A 15,881-nucleotide genomic window follows, 5' to 3' on the forward strand; every position below is an offset into this window, starting at 1 on the left:
CTGGCAAGCATCCGGATACATTGAGTACAGCTGAGGCGACAGCGGGACTGTACAGTTGCGGAAGCCGTTGAACTGACCCGGAACAATCGCCCCCTCCATGACTGAACAGTCACCTCAGAACACGGATTTGCTCGCTACGAACTTACCTTCTTCACCCAGCGCTCGACGCTAGATCGCGCTCAAGCATTCCGATAGCCTAATTGGCCGTGCTTTCAGATCGGCCGAGCCCATGCGTACCCTGCAACTCCTCCTGTCGCCGCTGAGCTGTTCCCTGCCCACTCCGGCAATCAATCAGATGCGCCGCTTTCCACGCGGGGCTTGCCCTGCCAATCGCTCGACCCGCAGAACGGCCAACACAGGTTTGTACTGCCTTGATCTTCCTGACCACCGCGATTCGATAGCGAGACACTTCGGAACCACCGCCCGCATACCATCCGAGCGCGCAGGATGAGCCAGTTCCAGAAACTGCCTGAGCCAGCAACTCTTGGAAAAAGCGCGTGGCTCTGGAGAGAGGCGCCAAGCAGCACCGCCTATGCGGCAGCACTGCTGATGGCCATGGCATTGGTGCTGCACCTTTATCCGCTCTCCTTCCTGGCCGGGCATGGGCTGTATTTCGAAGGAGGGGATGCAGCCTCCCACGTGGCGGGCTGGTTGTTCTTCGAGAAAGATGGCTGGCATTTCCCGCTGCTCAAATCCGTTCGCATGAACGCCCCAGAAGGCACCAGCATCGCCTTCGCCGATAGCATCCCACTGCTGGCCCTGCTGCTGAAACCTTTCCGCACTCTGCTCCCCGACGGCTTCCATTACTTCGGGCTCTGGCATGGCTTCAGCTATCTGCTCCAGGCGGCCGCCGCCGTGTTCCTCATCCGCTCGCTGAAAGTTCGCCACCTGCCGGGCGCACTCCTCGCGGCCGCCTTCGCGATCACCTGGCCGGCGCTTACCCATCGCCTGGGGCATACGGCCCTGATGACCCAGGGCCTGCTGCTGGTAGCACTGGGTATCTACTTCCGCAGTTTCCAGACAACCTGGAGCCTGGGCAGGACCAGCATCAGCTTTATCGCGCTGACCTGCACCGCGCTGCTGATCCATCCGTATTTGCTGGCGATGACCTATCCGGTTTTCATCGCCTGCCTGTTGGCTCGGCACCAGCAATCCCGTCTGACGCTCGCTCAGGGAGCACGCTGGATCATCGCCTCCCTGGCAGCACTGTTGCTGATCATGTATGTCGGTGGATACTTCATCGGCAAGGGAGCAGCGATCGGCGGTTTCGGCGTCTATTCGATGAACCTGCTTTCGCCATTCTGTGGCGGACTGCTCTGTGCACCCGTGGATGCCACCGGCGGCCAGGATGAAGGCTTCAACTACCTTGGCGCCGGCATTCTGCTGCTGTTGCCCATCGCTCTGACTCTTCAGGGCGCAGATCTGTTCCGAGCGCTGCGCAGGCATTGGCCGCTGACGCTGGTCATGGCGGTTTTTCTACTCTACGCCGCTAGCGACCGCATCTTCCTCGGCCAGCTTCTCCTGCTGGACTTGCCTCTCCCCCGGCTGCTGGAAGGTGCCTTCGGCATCTTCCGCGTCAGCGGACGATTCTTCTGGCTGTTTGGCTACGGTGTACTGTTCGCCGTGCTCGTCACCTTGCTTCGTCGCCAAAGCGGCGCATTGCTGCTGATCGTCGTCGCCGCCCTGGCGCTGCAGTGGCATGACACCCGTCCGCTGCGCGAACGAGTGCAGTTCTTTACCAGCCTTCCCCCAACCCTGGAGCTCGCCCCCTGGCGCTCAGCACTGGCCGGACTGCACAACATCGAGATCTATCCCGCCTATGGGTGCAAAGATGCCCCGACTGAAGACTACGTCCGCTATCAGTACATCGCTGCCAATCTTGGCCTGACAATCAACAGCGCCTATACAGCGCGAACGGTAGTGCACTGCGACCAGAAGAATGCTTTCTCGCAAGCTCCCGCGCAGGACGGCCAGCTGTATGTGAGAGCGGGTTTCCTGCGCAACTCGCTGGACTTGCCGCCCCTGTTTCAGCAGGCAATCGCGGCAGGCGATTGCATGCTCGATACCGTCCATCTGATCTGCGCCAAGAACCATTCCGGCGCCTCCTGGGGAAAGGTCGGAGCCCCCCTGACCCTGCAGCAGCAGGAGTTTTCCGCGCACTGGGGGGCCGCTCAACTGCCCTCATTGATCGGCCAATTGCAAGGAGACCGATTGGTACCGCGCTCTCCGGGCCAGGCGGGATACCTCAGCTACGGTCCCTACATCGACTTGCCGGCCGGCGTCTACCAGCACCGCATCGACTATCTCAGCCAGGCAGACGACACCACGAACGTGGGCACCTGGGACCTGGTCGGGCAGCAGGCCTCGGGCACTGTCGTCACCCTGGCCTCCGGGCCGCTCATGGGGACTTCAGGCAAGAGCATCGCGCTCACGGGCAGAGCCGCCCTGAACAGCCCACTGCAGAAGGTGGAGCTACGCCTGTTCAGCAACGGTGGCGACGTCCAACTTGAGGCCATCTCGTTGAGCGCAGATCATCCTGCGCTCAACGACCAATAAGACAGATAAAGCATGGACTGCCAGCCATCGAGTGGGGAGATGAAAGATGACCAGTGAACTGCATATAAGCCCTCGAACGGAGCAGGAGCGACGGACTCAGGATGACGCTCCGGTGATGCTTTCGCTGGTAGTGCCCGTCTACAACGAAGTCGAGACCGTGGCCTTGTTCGTGGAGCGCGTGGAGAGCGTGTTCAACGATCCGGTGGCCGTGCAAGTGGAATACATCTTCGTCAATGATGGCAGCACGGACGGGACGCTGGAAATCCTGCTCCTGAAGCAGCGCAGCATGCCACGAATCAGGGTGGTCGACCTGAGCAGGAACTTCGGCAAAGAGGCCGCGCTGAGCGCCGGCCTGCGCTGCGCCACCGGCCAGGTCGTGGTGCCCATTGATGTCGACCTGCAGGACCCTCCCGAACTGATTCTGGAAATGATCGAGAAGTGGCGCGAAGGCTACGAAGTCGTTCTAGGACGACGTGTCGATCGTACCTCCGACTCCTGGGCCAAGCGCGCCTCGGCCAACTGGTTCTACCGGATCCACAACAAGATCGCCGACCCCGCCATTCCGGAGAACGTCGGCGACTTCCGCCTCATGGACCGGCAGGTCGTGGATGCTCTCAACGAGTTGCCCGAGTCGCGGCGGTTCATGAAGGGACTCTTCGCCTGGGTCGGGTTCCGCACGACCTGCCTGGACTACCACCGCCCCGAGCGCATCGCTGGGTCGAGCAAGTTCAATGGCTGGCGCCTGTGGAACTTTGCCCTCGAGGGCATTACCAGTTTTAGCACCGACCCCCTGAAGATATGGACTTATCTCGGCATCACGGTGTCGCTGGGGTCCTTCCTGTTCGCGACGTTGATCGTACTCAAGGTGGTGCTCTTCGGGGTCGACGTGCCCGGCTATGCATCGATCATAGTCGCCGTAACCTTCCTGGGCGGCCTGCAGCTCATCGGCATTGGCGTGCTTGGCGAATACCTGGGGCGGACCTATCTGGAATCCAAGCGCAGACCGGTGTATCTGGTACGGCGCATTTATGAGAGCAAGGACTGAGCATGGACCTGAAGGAAACCGACATCCTCGGCGAGCGCATCGGTGAACAGGAGCATTGCCGTTCCAAACGTGCAGCGACGCAGAGGTTGCCGGAGGATATCAACGGCGCACCGAACGCGGACGGCTCCGCTGGCGCAAAACCGTGATTTCCAAAGAATCGAACCCCACGCCGAACCTGCAGAGCCGCCTGTTGCGCGAGTTGCTCATCGCGGCTCGTTTCGGTGTTGTCGGGATAGGCGCCACTGCACTGCACATCAGCGTGGCGTGGAGCCTGATCACCTACATGGAGATGCCGGCACTGCTCGCCAACCTGATAGCGTTCCTGTGCGCATTCGGACTCTCATTCGGCGGCAACTATCTCTGGACGTTTTCCGCTCCCGGCTCTCCGGTCAAGGCAATCCGCCGATTCTTCCTGATATCGCTGAGCGCCTTTCTGGCCAACAGCGCGCTGCTCGCCACCATCCTTGCCAGCGGATGGCTATCTCCGCGGCTGGCAGTCGTAGCCTCCGCGGCTGTGGTGCCAGGTATCACCTTCCTGGCCAGCCGGCTCTGGGGCTTCAGGCAGCAGCACCATGAATAGCGACCCCAAAAACAACAAAAAACGGAGCTTACACAGCCATGATGGCGCCGACTAACATCCGTTCGTCGCTCTGGATTCCAGTCCTGCTGGGTACTGCGTTATTCATCGCGCTGGGTGGCCTTTCAGTGTTGCCGACCTCCAGCATTGGCTGGCTCATGCGCGGCCTGCTGGACCCACCGAGCAACCTGCTGGGCTGGGAATTCTTCCGCGAAACACCATTTCTGCAGTTCCCGCTGGGCGCCAACCCGCGTTACGGCATGGAGATGGGCAGCTCCATCGTCTTTTCCGATTCCCTGCCGCTCTTCGCACTACCGTTCAAGGTGCTGGGGCCATGGCTGCCGGACACCTTCCAGTACTTCGGCCTATGGATGCTGCTTTGCATGGTCATGCAGGCAGTCTTCGCCTACCTGACCCTGTCGCACTTCACCAAGGACAAGCGCCTGCTCACTCTGGGCACACTCCTGCTCCTACTGCTGCCTCCCTATCTGATACGTTTCGCCTTCCACCTGGCACTCGGCGGGCAATGGCTGCTGCTCGGAGGTCTTTACCTCTACTTTGCGCAACGCTACCGCGCCGGCTTATGGCTGGTGATGCTGGCACTGGCAACTCAGATCCACGCCTACCTACTGGTGATGCTGGCGGCTATCTGGGGCGCCGATCTCCTGCAACGCCTGGCGAAACGCGAGTTGAAATTGGGGCAGTGCGTGGCGCATGGAGTGGTCGGCAGCGCAATGGTCCTGCTGCTCATGTGGCTACTGGGCTACTTCATGCTGGGGCCAGCACCAGTAGCACCCGGCCAGTACGGGCGCATGAACCTGTTCTCACTGGTGGACTCTCGTGGCGACTGGTCACAGCTTCTACCGGCGCTCAAGCGAGCGGAAGGCATGGAAGGCTTCCTCGACAACGATGGCTTCGCCTACATGGGCGTCGGCATGCTTGCCCTACTGGCAATATCCGCCGTATTGACAGCTTTACCGCGCACTGAGGGACCTAGCGAACGGCCGTACCTTCGATGGCCACTCGTGCTGATGAGCGTGCTGATGGTGTCGATTTCACTGACCAACACGCTGAGTGCAGGCCCCTATGTAGTTACCTGGGTCGAGCTGCCTGCCTGGGCAGAACGGGTCTATCAGGTGTTCCGCTCTCCCGGTCGGATGATCTGGCCGGTCTTCTACCTGCTGGCCGTCGCGACCATTGCCGTCATCTGCACCCGTACCCGCCCCCGTGCTGCCTTCCTGCTGCTGACCGTGGCCGCCTCGGTACAGCTGTACGATCTATCCAAAGGCCTTCAGGGCATGCGCCAGTACTTCCAACAGGAAGCCGGCTGGACCAGTCCCCTGATATCCCCGATGTGGGGGAGTCTGGGCAAGCGTTACCAGCGCATCCTTTTCGCCTACCCAACTCACGTTCCAGCCGATTTTATTTCGCTATCGGACTTTGCCTTGCATCACGGCATGTCGATCAACTCAGGCAACTTTGCGCGTTCCGACCTCCAGGCCCAGACGCGCGCGCGTACACGTCTGGCTGAACAGGTAGCTAGCGGAAATTACGATCCCGACGCGATCTACGTATTCAATGAACCCGAACTGTGGGATCAAGCCATTCGCATGCTGAAAAATGGTGCGATCGCCGGCGAACTGGATGGCATAAAGCTGGTCATCCCGGACCTCCAAAGCTGCGCCGGATGCCGCACAACGGATTTCAAGACCTTACGCTGGGGCGATTGGCCGGCCTCACGTTTGCCAACAATCATCGGCCATCTGCGAGAAGATCGCCTGGTGGCGCCCACTGGAGCCGCGGGATACCTCAGCTATGGTCCGTATACCCGGATTCCGGCGGGCCGCTATCGATACCGGATCACCTACGCCGCTCCCGGGGAGTCGTCGCTGCGTCTAGGGACATGGGACATCGTCAGCAATGCAACCCAGTCCGCAGCCGTGCTCGCCCAAGGAGAATTGACAGGTACCGCCGGCAAGGAACGGACGATCGAGGGCCTCATCGAGCGCGACCAGGACAGTCTCAGCTGTGAAATACGCACACTCAGCAATGGCAACGGAGAACTCTCGCTGATTCGCATCCAATTGCAGCCTGAGGGGACGGATCAAAAACTCGCCCAGATACAGTCAACGCAAAAAACACCCTGACAGTCACCCGCCACCCGCAACTGTTACACCAAACCAACCGCTCGCTGCGGCTAACCAGCCATAGCGCGGCGGGGCATCCTGAACCTCCAAGTGTTGGACCCCAGGATGACCTGCCATGGAAAGCCATCTCGAAACCCAGGCGCAGCGCCCCGCATCAGGAATACGCCATTGCGCGGCATTGCTCGTGCGCGGACTGCGCCAATGGCACCAGAACGCCCGCACCCGCCGCCAGCTCGCCGAGCTCACCAGCCTGCAGCTGGCCGACCTGGGCATCAGCCCCAGCGAGCGCGTAAGAGAAATCTCGAAACCATTCTGGCGCTGAGCGCTGGTGACGCCGATCAGTCTTGGCTAGTCTGACCACAGTTAGAGTGGCCGCCCCGGCCACCTTTTGTTTGGTCTTATCCGGAGCCACTCCATGAAGAACAGCCTTCGCCTGATCGCCGCCACCGCCCTGATCGGCTGCACCACCGGTGCTTTCGCCACCAGCTTCGTCTACACCACCGACCTGTCGGTGCGCGCTACCGGCGCCACGTCCGATGGCACCTCGGACCTGAGCAACTCCTTCAAGGACGACAAGATCGTCCTCGAAGCCCGTGACGACGCGGCCACTTTCGTTGCCAGCCAGGGCCAGATCCGCGGCGCCCACCTGGAAGCTGCCCTCGCCCACATCCGCAGCAAGCTGCCGACCCTGGCCGCCAATGACCAGCAGCTGGCCCAGGCCATCCTGACCATCTGATCCGCTGCATCCTGCCGCGCCGGGCGCTCCGCCCGGCGCTCTGCGCTGGCTCTCCTGCGCGCATTCCGTTAGCCTTGTCGGTCGTACTTTTCCGATCGTCCGAGCCCATGCGTACCCTGCTGTTGCTACTGCCGCTGCTGACCTGTTCCCTGCCCGCCCAGGCATTCGACCAGACGACCCAGTTCCCGGTAGCGACCAGTTACGCCACCAGCAAGGTCACCAGCGCGCCCTTCGACAACAAGCTGCTGCGCAGCGCCCGCGATGACGCGGCGCTGTTCGTTGCCTCCGACGGCGCCCTGCGCGGTGCGCGCCTGGAAGCGGCCCTGCACTGGCTGCGACGGGAACACCCCGGGCTGGCGGCGAATGATCGGGAACTGGCCGAAGCCATTCTTGCCAAATAAGTTGTGAGCAGCCCTCGCTGCCCTTTCGGAGACATCCATGCGCCTCAGCTCGCTTTCCAAGAGCCCCCTGATCCTCGGCCTGCTGCTCGCCGCCTGCGCGTCCACCGCCCAGGCCCAATCGGTGGTCCGCGTATTCAACATCACCACCAACGCGTTCGCCCGCAGCATCGACTTCACCTCGGACACCACCACCTCCGTGCGTGACATGAAGGTCGTCCGCGAAGCCCGCGACGATGCCGCCAGCTACGTCGGCAGCGACGGCGCGATCCGTGGCGCCCAGCTGGAAGCCGCGTTCACGGTCCTGCGCGAGCAGGTGCCGCAGGCGCGCGAAGCCTCCGACCAGGACCTGGCTGAAGCCATCCTCGCTCTGTGAGACTCCGGGCTGGCCGCTGGCTGGCGGCCCTGGCACTGCTAGTCGCCGCCAGCAGCCACGCCTCGCTCCGCCTGGAGCTGGACGCCGACGGCCTGACCGCCGCCCAGCGCCAGGCCAGCCAGCAGCTGCTCGACGAAGCTCTGCACACCCTGCCGGAGAGCTTCGTGCAGCGCCTGGACCGCAGCGTGCAGGTGCAGTGGCGCGACGACCTGCCCAGCAATGGCATGGGCCGGACCCTGCGTCCCGGCGCCATTGCCCTGAATACCCGCTATCTCGGCCCGCTCACCGACGGCAGCGCGGCCACCGAGCAGACCGGTCGTACCCACGGCACCCTGCGCCGCGAACTGCTGGCCACCCTCCTCCATGAACTGACCCACCTCTACGACCGCGCGCGCCTCTGGGAGACCGACGAAGGCCGGGTGATCCGTCGCTGTACGATGCGCGACAAAAGCCTCGGCCGCGTTGGCGCGCCGGACGAATGCCGTGGCCAGACGGGTCGCCGCTTCACCCTGTCCGACGACCCGCGCCTGCTCGACCTGGCTGGCTGGCCGCAGTACGCCGGCAAGCATGGTGAACGCGAGCAGCACAATCGCTTCCTGCTGCGCAGCCCGGACAAGTACGAACTCACCAACCCGCGCGAGTACGTCGCGGTGAACATGGAGTACTTCCTCCTCGACCGCAGCTTCGCCTGCCGGCGCCCGGCGCTGTACCGCTACTACGCGGCGCGCTTCGGCGAGCGTCCGCATGACGAATGTTCTGCCAGCTATGCGTACCTCAATGCCGGCCGCGACTTCGGCCGCCAGCCGCTGGGCTACCTCGATCCGGAACGCGTCTACGAAGTCGACTACCTGATTGCCGAGGCCAACACCGAGATCGCCAGCCGCTGGGGCCACACCATGCTGCGCCTGGTGGTCTGTGCACCAGGGCGCCCGCGCGGCCCGGCCTGCCGCCTGGACCTCGACCAGCACCTGGTGCTGTCCTACCGCGCTTTCGTCGGCGACCTGCAGCTTTCCAGCTGGGACGGCCTGACCGGCGCCTACCCGTCGCGCCTGTTCGTGCTGCCGCTGTCCCAGGTGATCGAGGAGTACACCAAGGTCGAGCTGCGCAGCCTCGCGTCCATACCGCTCAAGCTCAGCCGCGATGAAGTCGCCAGCCTGGTGGAGCGCTCGGCGCAGAGCCACTGGAGCTACGACGGCAACTATTACTTCCTGTCCAACAACTGCGCGGTGGAGACGCTCAAGCTGCTGCGCAGCGGCATCGGGCGCCAGAGCCTGCAGACCATGGACAGCATCACGCCCTATGGCGTGCTCGGCCTGCTGGAGAACAAGGGCATCGCCGACGCCAGCGTGCTGGACAACCCCAAGGAAGCCCTGCGCCTGGGCTATCGCTTCGACTCCTTCCGCGACCGCTACCAGGCCATGTTCGATGTGCTGAAGAAGCGCATGAACGTTCCGCAGGACAAGGTGGAGGACTGGCTCGCCCTCCCCGCCGTCGAACGCCGCCCCTGGTTCGACAAGGCCGACCTGCGCTCCAGCGCTGCCCTGCTGCTGCTCGAACAGGCTTCGCTGCGCCGCCAGCTGTTGCTGGCCCAGGACGAGCTCAAGCGCCTGTACCTGAGCAACCCGGACGCCATGAAGAGCAAGCCGGACCTCGCGGCGGCCGGCAAGACGCTGCAGCAGATCCTCGACGACAGCGGCTTCCTCAGCCGCCCCGCCGAGCTGCTCGACGGCGGCTACGGCCTGCCCCAGGCGCCGGAGACGGCAACCCTGGAGAAGCAGACGCAGCAGCGCCAGCAACGCCTGCGCCAGCTCAGCGACAACCTCGACCGCGAAGTCCGCGCCCTGCTCACTCCGGAACGTCGTGACGAGCTGGCCGCACTGGAAGCCAACACCAAGCAGATCGGCGCGCACCTGCGCGAGCTGCACAAGGCGTCGGGCGGTCTCGAGCTGCCCTGACAGCCGCCGGGTAGCCCGTTCGCGAGCAAGCTCGCTCCTACGAAGAGCAACAAAGCGCTACCTGTAGGAGCGAGCTTGCTCGCGAACCGAACCGAACCGAACCGCGAACCCTAGAGCTTCTCCTCCCACTCCTCTTCCAACTGCTCATCCAGGTGAATCCACGGCAGGCGGCTGTTCACCCAGATATGCCGGTTCGGCACGACGCTGGCCACTTCATCCAGGGTCGCGGTGGTGAGATCCAGCGTGTCCGGCGCCTGGTCGGTGAACAGGGCCAGCTGGGCACCACAGTTACGGCAGAAGTAGCGCACGCACGGCGGTGAAGAGCGGTACTCGGCAGGCTTGCCGAGGGTCCAGCGAAAGCTCGTCAGCGGTACCGTGACCCAGGTGGTGACGATGCCGCCGGTGGTGCGCCGACAGATCGAGCAGTGGCAATGGGCGACGTCCGTCAGCGTCGCATCGCACTCATAGCGCAACTGGCCACAATGGCAACCGCCAGCATGAACCGTATTCATCGGTGATCCTCCCAGTCAGTCGTACTCGGCCGCCTCGTGGTCGCCCAGCAGCCGCCGCTGTCGCGGTGTGCAGGCGGCGAGCACCGCGGGGTTGAAGGCCCAGTCCAGGTAGGGCGAGAACTTCTGCGCCACCATCCTGCGCCCATAGTGCACCTGCAGCAGATAACGCGTTCGCTCGCTCAAGTTGCGGCTGCCGGCGTGCCACAGGTCGCTGCGAAACAGCAGGCAGTCGCCTGCCGAACACAGCACCGGCTCGGCCGCCCTGCCCGCCCATTCGCGCTCGTCCGGCGCCGGTGCGCGGCCGGCACGTTGGCTGCCGGGGATCACCCAGGTCGGGCACAACGCCTCGTCGATCTCGTCCAGGTAGATCTGCGCCGTGCAGATGAACATCGGCAGGTCGACTGCCAAGCCCGGTAGCGTGAGCGGCAGGTAATCCTGGTGCATCTCGGCGCCGATGAAGCCGGGATGGCATCGCCAGGCGGTCTGGCCTATCACGTGGCAGTCCGCGCCCAGCGCCGCCTCCGCCAGCTCTATCAGGCCCGGAGGATCGAGATAGGGCAGCCAGCGCGGCGAGCGGTTGAACACGCATTTGTAGTGATCCACCAGCCCTTCATAGTCCCAGTGCAGCGGCTCAAGGCCATCGATCAACTCGCGCACTTCGGCCACCTGTGACGCGCTCAACAGGCCGCGCAGCAGGACGAAACCGTCCTCGTGCAGTGCCCGCAGGGCGTCGATCACGCTGGTTCCCCGCTGCCCAGTTCGAGCTGGGCGCGCTCCAGGGCGTCGATAAACGCGCCCAGCACTTCGCCCGGCTCGGCGCCCTGCCGGGTCACGTAGTGGAATTCGGAGATATAGGCCAGCTGCGCCGGTCGAATCGCCCGCAGGCGCTCCTGGGCCACCCACTGCGCGGCGTAGTGCGTGGGCAGATAGCCGATGAACGTGCCGCTGAACACCAGGTTGGCGATGGCTTCCATGGTGTAGGCGTTGGTGGCGCGGCTGAACACCAGGCCGTGCGGGCGACGGCTCTCGGTCATGTAGCCGCGCCCGATGTATTGGGCAGCGCAGATCTGCTCCAGCGAAGGCTCGCCCTCGGCAGCATCGAAGAACGGATGCCCCGGGGCGCAGTAGAGGTTCTGCTCCTCGCGGAACAGCAGTTGGTAACGCAGGCCGGACAGCCGATGATGGAAGGCACCGATCGCCAGTTGCAGGCGCTCCTCCAGCACCGCGTTCTCCAGCTCGTCCGGGCGCTGGGTGTGCAGGTTCAGGCGCACCCGCGGATGACGCTCACGGAACAAGCGGATGGCCAGGGGCATCGGCCAGCAGTGCTGGCCAAGCACACCGTCAACGCAGCCCAGGTGCAGCACCTCGCGGTCGCGACCGCCCAGGCCCGTCACCTGCTCGCGGAAGCGCTCGATGTCGACGAACAGCCCGAGCGCCGCCTCGTAGAGTTGCTGCCCTTCCTCGGTGAGCTGGAAGCCACTGCTGCCGCGCCGGCACAGTGAATAGCCCAGGCGCAGTTCGAGGTCGCGCACCAGCACGCTCAGCCGCGACAGGCTGGTGTTCAGGCGCACCTGGGCAGCGGTGAAGCCGCCCGCCTCGACGATGGTGCAGAAGGTGCGCAGCAGGCGCAGGTCGATATCGGAAAGATTGCCCAGCATGGGAGTTCTCGCGGCGGTGGGCGTTGGCCCTTCGTTATAGCGCTGCGCGCACCGCCCCGTGAACCCCCGGGGCAGTCAACGGCGCGTGGCGATGGAATCGGCCAGGACGCAGAGCAACTCGAACATCATGGTGGCGCCCACCAGGGCGGTCGCCCCACCCTGGTCGAACGGCGGCGAGACTTCCACCACGTCGGCGCCAATCAGGTTCAGCCCCTGGAGACCTCGGATCAGGTGCTGCGCCTGCAGCGTTGTCATGCCGCCGATTTCCGGCGTGCCGGTGCCGGGAGCGAAGGCCGGGTCGAGCACATCGACATCGAAGGTGACATAGGTCGGCCCCTGTCCCACGACCCGGCGCACTTCGGCGAGCGTGGCTTCGACGCCCAGATCGGCGAACTCTTCCATGTGGATCACACGGATGCCGCACTCCTGAGCGAAGGCCTCGTCGTCGGCATCATAGATCGAGCCGCGAATGCCAATCTGCACGGTGCGCTTCGGGTCCAGCAGGCCTTCCTCGATGGCACGGCGGAAGGGCGTGCCGTGGGTGTAGGGGTTGTCGCCGAAGTAGCGGTCGTTGGTGTCGGAATGGGCGTCGAAATGCACCATTCCTATGGGCCGCTCGGCGGCCAGCGCGCGGAAGATCGGCAGGGTCACCAGGTGATCGCCACCCACCGACAATGGGACGGTGCCCGCGGCGTGGATGCGCCGATAGAAGCCCTCGATCTGCTTGAGGGAATCCAGCAGGTCGATGGGGTTAACCGGGGCGTCGCCAATGTCACCGATGCGTACCAGGTCGTAGGGCGCGATGTGGCTGACATGGTGCACCTTGCGCATCAGGCTCGACTGGTTGCGCACCTCGCGCGGGCCATGACGGGCGCCAGCGCGGTTGGTGGTGCCGCCATCCCAGGGCACGCCGAGCAGGGCAATGTCCAGCTGCGCCGGGTCTTCGAAGATCGGCAGGCGCATGAAACTGGGAATACCGGCGAAGCGCGGGATGAGGGCGGCATCTAGAGGCTGCGGGAAGTCATGGGGCATGGAGCGTCTCCTGTCGGTGCGCGGTTCAGTCGACCTGCGCCGGCAGGCTGGTCAGCGGGCCGCAGGCGAAGGGGTTTTGGCGAGCATCGCAGTGGCTCTTTTTGCTGCCATCTGGATTCAGGCCGTCGCCCCGCCAGCCTGATGCGCCTCGCCCCGTCAACAAATCCCCGAAGCCGGAAGCCAACTTTCGCCGCCGCGAAAGTGCCGCCCAGGCCCGCTCCCGGCGGGCTTTCCAGGCTTTCACGGAAAAAACTTCTGCCCCTCCAAGTGCTTGATTCGTATACGTATGTTATCGTTGTATACTGTGTATACAGCGTAAACGGAGCTGTTCAAAAAGTGACCACCGTTGTTTCGTTCCGCGCCGATGACGCCCTCGTGGCAGCGCTGGACCAACTGGCCCGCGCTACCCACCGGGACCGGCCGTACCACCTGCGCCAGGCCCTGGCGCAGTACCTGGAGCGCCAGAGCTGGCACGTGGCGGCCATCGATGAAGGCGTGGCGGATGCCGATGCCGGCCACCTGCTGGAGCACGCCGACATCGAAGCCAAGTGGGGCCTGGCATGAGTCTGCAGTGGACGCACAAGGCCGCGGCCGACCTGGACGCCATCTACGACCACTACGTCGTGCTGATCGGCCCGGAGAAGGCGCTGCGGGCCATCCAGGACATCGTCGAGCAGGTAAGCCCGCTGGCGAATCTGGAGCAAAGCAGCAGCGGCATGCCCAGCGAGGTGCCCGGCGTGCGCGAATTGCCGGTCGAGCGCTGGCCGTACCAGGCCGCCTTTCGGGTAAAGGGACGTTCTGTACAGATTTTGCGCATCGATCGTGTGGATAACTCGGGGTAAAAGTGGCCACACGGTTACAAGATGTTTCAAAGTATTGACTTTTCTGTTTGATTAAAAATCAATCAAATGTACAGCTTTGAATCATCTGGTCGCTTTATCGACCAGGTTGTAATTCATGGATTTGCAGTGACCAACTAGAGCCTTAACGGTCACAAAATCTCAGCGACGCCTGGCGTTTTCCAGGCAACAAAAAACCCGGCCTTGGCCGGGTTTTTTCGTTTTTTGCGCTTTTTCCGTCAGCGCTGTCAGGCGGCTTGCCAGTTCACCGGCAGTTGGCCTTCTTTCCAGGCGAAACGGTCGAGGTGGCTGACCACCACGTTCTGCAGGCGCTCCAGGCCTTCCGCGTCGGCAGACTCGGCGTCCAGCAGCAGCGCCTCGGGGGTGGCATGCAGGCGGCAGGTGCCAAAATCGAAGGGCAGCACGCCACGGTCTTCAGTCAGTTCGACCGGCAACTTGTGGGCGAAGTGGTTGCACAGGCGCTTGAGGTAGCGGGCGGCTTCGGGGGTAGGGACGGTGGCACGGCTCGAAGGCATCTTTTCTCTTCTCCATTTTGGGAGATGACATCCTAGGCGCCGGCAATCAAGGGAAAAACCCGCTATTTTGCCTTTCACTCTTTAGCGGAGCTTCACAATGGACAATCTTCGCGGCATGGCGGTGTTCGCCACCGTGGTCGCCCGCGGCTCCATGGCCGCTGCGGCCGAAGCGCTGGGCATGACACCGTCGGCAGTCAGCCAGCAGATCCGCAAGCTCGAAGCCCACGCCCAGGTCACGCTGCTGCACCGCACTACCCGCAAGCTGACGCTGACCGAGGCCGGCGAGGCCTTCTATCGCAGCTGCGCGCAAATGCTCGCCATCGCCGAGGAAGCCGAGCAACGCCTGGGGGAATGGCGCGAGGCGCCGGTGGGTGAGTTGCGCCTGGCAGCGCCGGTCGGGTTCTCCGGCAAGCTGATCACCGAGGCGCTGCGCCCGCTGCTGGAGAATCATCGCCAACTGCGCCTGCAACTGTTCTTCCACGATGAGCAGATCGACCTGATCGAGCAGCGCATCGACCTCGCCATCCGCGTCGGCAGTCTCTCCGATTCCAGCCTGGTAGCGCGGCACCTGGCCGAATGGAACAACGTTGTCTGTGCCGCTCCCGCCTACCTGCGGCGCATGCCGGCCATCGACCATCCGCAGCAGTTGCAGGGCATGGACTGGCTGTCGCTGAACACCGTCGCGCACCAGAGCTACCTGACCTTCAGCGGGCCGGGCGGGGAGAGCTGCAAGCTGCGGCTCGAGGCGCGCGTGGCCGCCAACAGCATGATTGCCCTGCGCCAGTTCACCCTCGACGGTCTCGGTGTTTCCGCCCAGCCGGAGCCGGAAGTCCGCGAGGCGCTGGAGGAGGGCAGGCTGGTGCGCCTGCTGCCGGAATGGTCGCTGCCGCCATTCGGTATCTACGCCGTCACCCCGCGCCGGGATGCCCAGCCGGCCAAGGTGAAGGTCGCCATCGACGCGCTGCGCCGGCACCTGGGTGGCTCGACCACGCTGCGCTTCCACGCGCCGGTCTGAGGCGCGCTACCATGGCCAACCTGATGATCGGAGTGAACACGACATGGCCCTGAACTGGACCTGCAAGCACCATCGCGACCTGACCAAGGAAGAGCTCTACGCCATCCTGCAGCTGCGCACCGAAGTCTTCGTGGTGGAACAGAAATGCCCTTACCAGGAGGTCGATGGCCTGGACCTGGTCGGCGACACCTGCCACCTGATGGTGGAAGAGAATGGCCAGCTGATCGGCTACCTGCGCCTGCTGGACCCGCAGCGCCACGACGGCGACGTGGTGATCGGCCGCGTGGTGATCGCCCCGCAGGGACGCGGCACCGGCCTCGGCCATCAGTTGATGGAGCAGGCATTGCAGGCCATCGCCCAGCGCCGGGCGGGCCTGCCGATCTACCTCTCGGCCCAGGCGCACCTGCAGGGTTACTACGGTCGCTACGGCTTCACGCCGGTGACCGAGGTCTACCTGGAAGACGACATCCCGCACATCGGCATGCGCCGCAGCCCCTGA

19 protein-coding genes are annotated in these 15,881 nt (G+C 63.9%); 14 read left to right on the forward strand and 5 right to left on the reverse strand.

What is annotated here, in order from left to right; translation table 11 throughout:
- The first annotated feature begins 447 nt into the window (after positions 1 to 447).
- From ACNFH5_RS02640 to ACNFH5_RS02685, 10 genes are all read left to right on the forward strand, one after another.
- On the forward strand, positions 448 to 2,556 hold the full coding sequence (locus ACNFH5_RS02640; RefSeq protein ID WP_416744005.1) for a DUF6311 domain-containing protein: 2,109 nt from the start codon (positions 448 to 450) through the stop codon (positions 2,554 to 2,556).
- Positions 2,557 to 2,602: 46 nt separating this feature from the next.
- A complete protein-coding gene (locus ACNFH5_RS02645) occupies positions 2,603 to 3,601 on the forward strand; it encodes a glycosyltransferase family 2 protein (protein WP_416744007.1) in 999 nt (332 codons plus the stop codon).
- Positions 3,602 to 3,603: 2 nt separating this feature from the next.
- On the forward strand, positions 3,604 to 3,747 hold the full coding sequence (locus tag ACNFH5_RS02650; RefSeq protein ID WP_416744008.1) for a hypothetical protein: 144 nt from the start codon (positions 3,604 to 3,606) through the stop codon (positions 3,745 to 3,747).
- The gene (locus tag ACNFH5_RS02655) at positions 3,744 to 4,181 is read left to right on the forward strand and encodes a GtrA family protein (protein WP_416744010.1); all 438 of its coding nucleotides are present in this window, start codon (positions 3,744 to 3,746) and stop codon (positions 4,179 to 4,181) included. The genes ACNFH5_RS02650 and ACNFH5_RS02655 overlap by 4 nt, the downstream gene beginning before the upstream one ends.
- Before the next feature lie 38 nt (positions 4,182 to 4,219).
- The gene (locus ACNFH5_RS02660) at positions 4,220 to 6,325 is read left to right on the forward strand and encodes a DUF6311 domain-containing protein (RefSeq protein ID WP_416744012.1); all 2,106 of its coding nucleotides are present in this window, start codon (positions 4,220 to 4,222) and stop codon (positions 6,323 to 6,325) included.
- Between the two features lie 115 nt (positions 6,326 to 6,440).
- On the forward strand, positions 6,441 to 6,647 hold the full coding sequence (locus tag ACNFH5_RS02665; RefSeq protein WP_416744014.1) for a DUF1127 domain-containing protein: 207 nt from the start codon (positions 6,441 to 6,443) through the stop codon (positions 6,645 to 6,647).
- A 93-nt stretch (positions 6,648 to 6,740) separates the two neighbouring features.
- Entirely contained in the window at positions 6,741 to 7,061 is a 321-nt protein-coding gene (locus ACNFH5_RS02670; RefSeq protein ID WP_416744015.1) for a DUF2388 domain-containing protein, read from the forward strand.
- Positions 7,062 to 7,168: 107 nt separating this feature from the next.
- A complete protein-coding gene (locus tag ACNFH5_RS02675) occupies positions 7,169 to 7,462 on the forward strand; it encodes a DUF2388 domain-containing protein (protein ID WP_416744016.1) in 294 nt (97 codons plus the stop codon).
- Positions 7,463 to 7,499: 37 nt separating this feature from the next.
- Positions 7,500 to 7,835: a DUF2388 domain-containing protein gene (locus ACNFH5_RS02680; RefSeq protein ID WP_416744017.1), complete on the forward strand. Its 336-nt coding sequence runs from the start codon at positions 7,500 to 7,502 to the stop codon at positions 7,833 to 7,835.
- Positions 7,832 to 9,790, forward strand: a complete 1,959-nt coding sequence (locus ACNFH5_RS02685; RefSeq protein ID WP_416744018.1) for a DUF4105 domain-containing protein — start codon at positions 7,832 to 7,834, stop codon at positions 9,788 to 9,790. The genes ACNFH5_RS02680 and ACNFH5_RS02685 overlap by 4 nt, the downstream gene beginning before the upstream one ends.
- Positions 9,791 to 9,900: 110 nt before the next feature.
- Here ACNFH5_RS02685 and ACNFH5_RS02690 read toward each other — a convergent pair whose 3' ends face one another.
- From ACNFH5_RS02690 to speB, 4 genes are all read right to left on the reverse strand, one after another.
- The gene (locus tag ACNFH5_RS02690) at positions 9,901 to 10,302 is read right to left on the reverse strand and encodes a GFA family protein (RefSeq protein WP_416744020.1); all 402 of its coding nucleotides are present in this window, start codon (positions 10,300 to 10,302) and stop codon (positions 9,901 to 9,903) included.
- 15 nt (positions 10,303 to 10,317) lie between these two features.
- Positions 10,318 to 11,037 (reverse strand): phytanoyl-CoA dioxygenase family protein, encoded by a 720-nt coding sequence (locus ACNFH5_RS02695; protein WP_416744384.1) that lies wholly within the window; start codon positions 11,035 to 11,037, stop codon positions 10,318 to 10,320.
- On the reverse strand, positions 11,037 to 11,960 hold the full coding sequence (locus ACNFH5_RS02700) for a LysR family transcriptional regulator (RefSeq protein ID WP_416744021.1): 924 nt from the start codon (positions 11,958 to 11,960) through the stop codon (positions 11,037 to 11,039). Before ACNFH5_RS02700 ends, ACNFH5_RS02695 begins: the two co-directional genes overlap by 1 nt.
- 75 nt (positions 11,961 to 12,035) lie before the next feature.
- The gene (gene speB / locus ACNFH5_RS02705; protein ID WP_416744023.1) at positions 12,036 to 12,992 is read right to left on the reverse strand and encodes an agmatinase; all 957 of its coding nucleotides are present in this window, start codon (positions 12,990 to 12,992) and stop codon (positions 12,036 to 12,038) included.
- 336 nt (positions 12,993 to 13,328) lie between these two features.
- On the opposite strand from speB, the gene ACNFH5_RS02710 reads away from it, so the two are divergent.
- Together ACNFH5_RS02710 and ACNFH5_RS02715 are read left to right on the forward strand one after the other, a co-directional pair.
- Positions 13,329 to 13,556, forward strand: a complete 228-nt coding sequence (locus ACNFH5_RS02710; RefSeq protein ID WP_416744024.1) for a CopG family ribbon-helix-helix protein — start codon at positions 13,329 to 13,331, stop codon at positions 13,554 to 13,556.
- A complete protein-coding gene (locus ACNFH5_RS02715; protein WP_416744025.1) occupies positions 13,553 to 13,834 on the forward strand; it encodes a type II toxin-antitoxin system RelE/ParE family toxin in 282 nt (93 codons plus the stop codon). Before ACNFH5_RS02710 ends, ACNFH5_RS02715 begins: the two co-directional genes overlap by 4 nt.
- A gap of 245 nt (positions 13,835 to 14,079) precedes the next feature.
- On the opposite strand, the gene ACNFH5_RS02720 is transcribed toward ACNFH5_RS02715, so the two are convergent.
- Positions 14,080 to 14,367, reverse strand: coding sequence for a DUF2218 domain-containing protein (locus tag ACNFH5_RS02720; protein WP_416744026.1), 288 nt, complete (start codon positions 14,365 to 14,367; stop codon positions 14,080 to 14,082).
- A gap of 97 nt (positions 14,368 to 14,464) precedes the next feature.
- Here ACNFH5_RS02720 and ACNFH5_RS02725 point away from each other — a divergent pair, with 97 nt between their 5' ends.
- Both ACNFH5_RS02725 and ACNFH5_RS02730 read left to right on the forward strand, forming a co-directional pair.
- On the forward strand, positions 14,465 to 15,382 hold the full coding sequence (locus tag ACNFH5_RS02725) for a LysR family transcriptional regulator (protein WP_416744027.1): 918 nt from the start codon (positions 14,465 to 14,467) through the stop codon (positions 15,380 to 15,382).
- A 43-nt stretch (positions 15,383 to 15,425) separates the two neighbouring features.
- Positions 15,426 to 15,881 carry a GNAT family N-acetyltransferase gene (locus ACNFH5_RS02730; protein WP_416744028.1) on the forward strand — a complete coding sequence of 152 codons (456 nt, stop codon included), beginning with the start codon at positions 15,426 to 15,428 and terminating at the stop codon, positions 15,879 to 15,881.

The organism is Pseudomonas sp. NY15435 (assembly GCF_048068295.1).
GTDB lineage: Bacteria > Pseudomonadota > Gammaproteobacteria > Pseudomonadales > Pseudomonadaceae > Pseudomonas.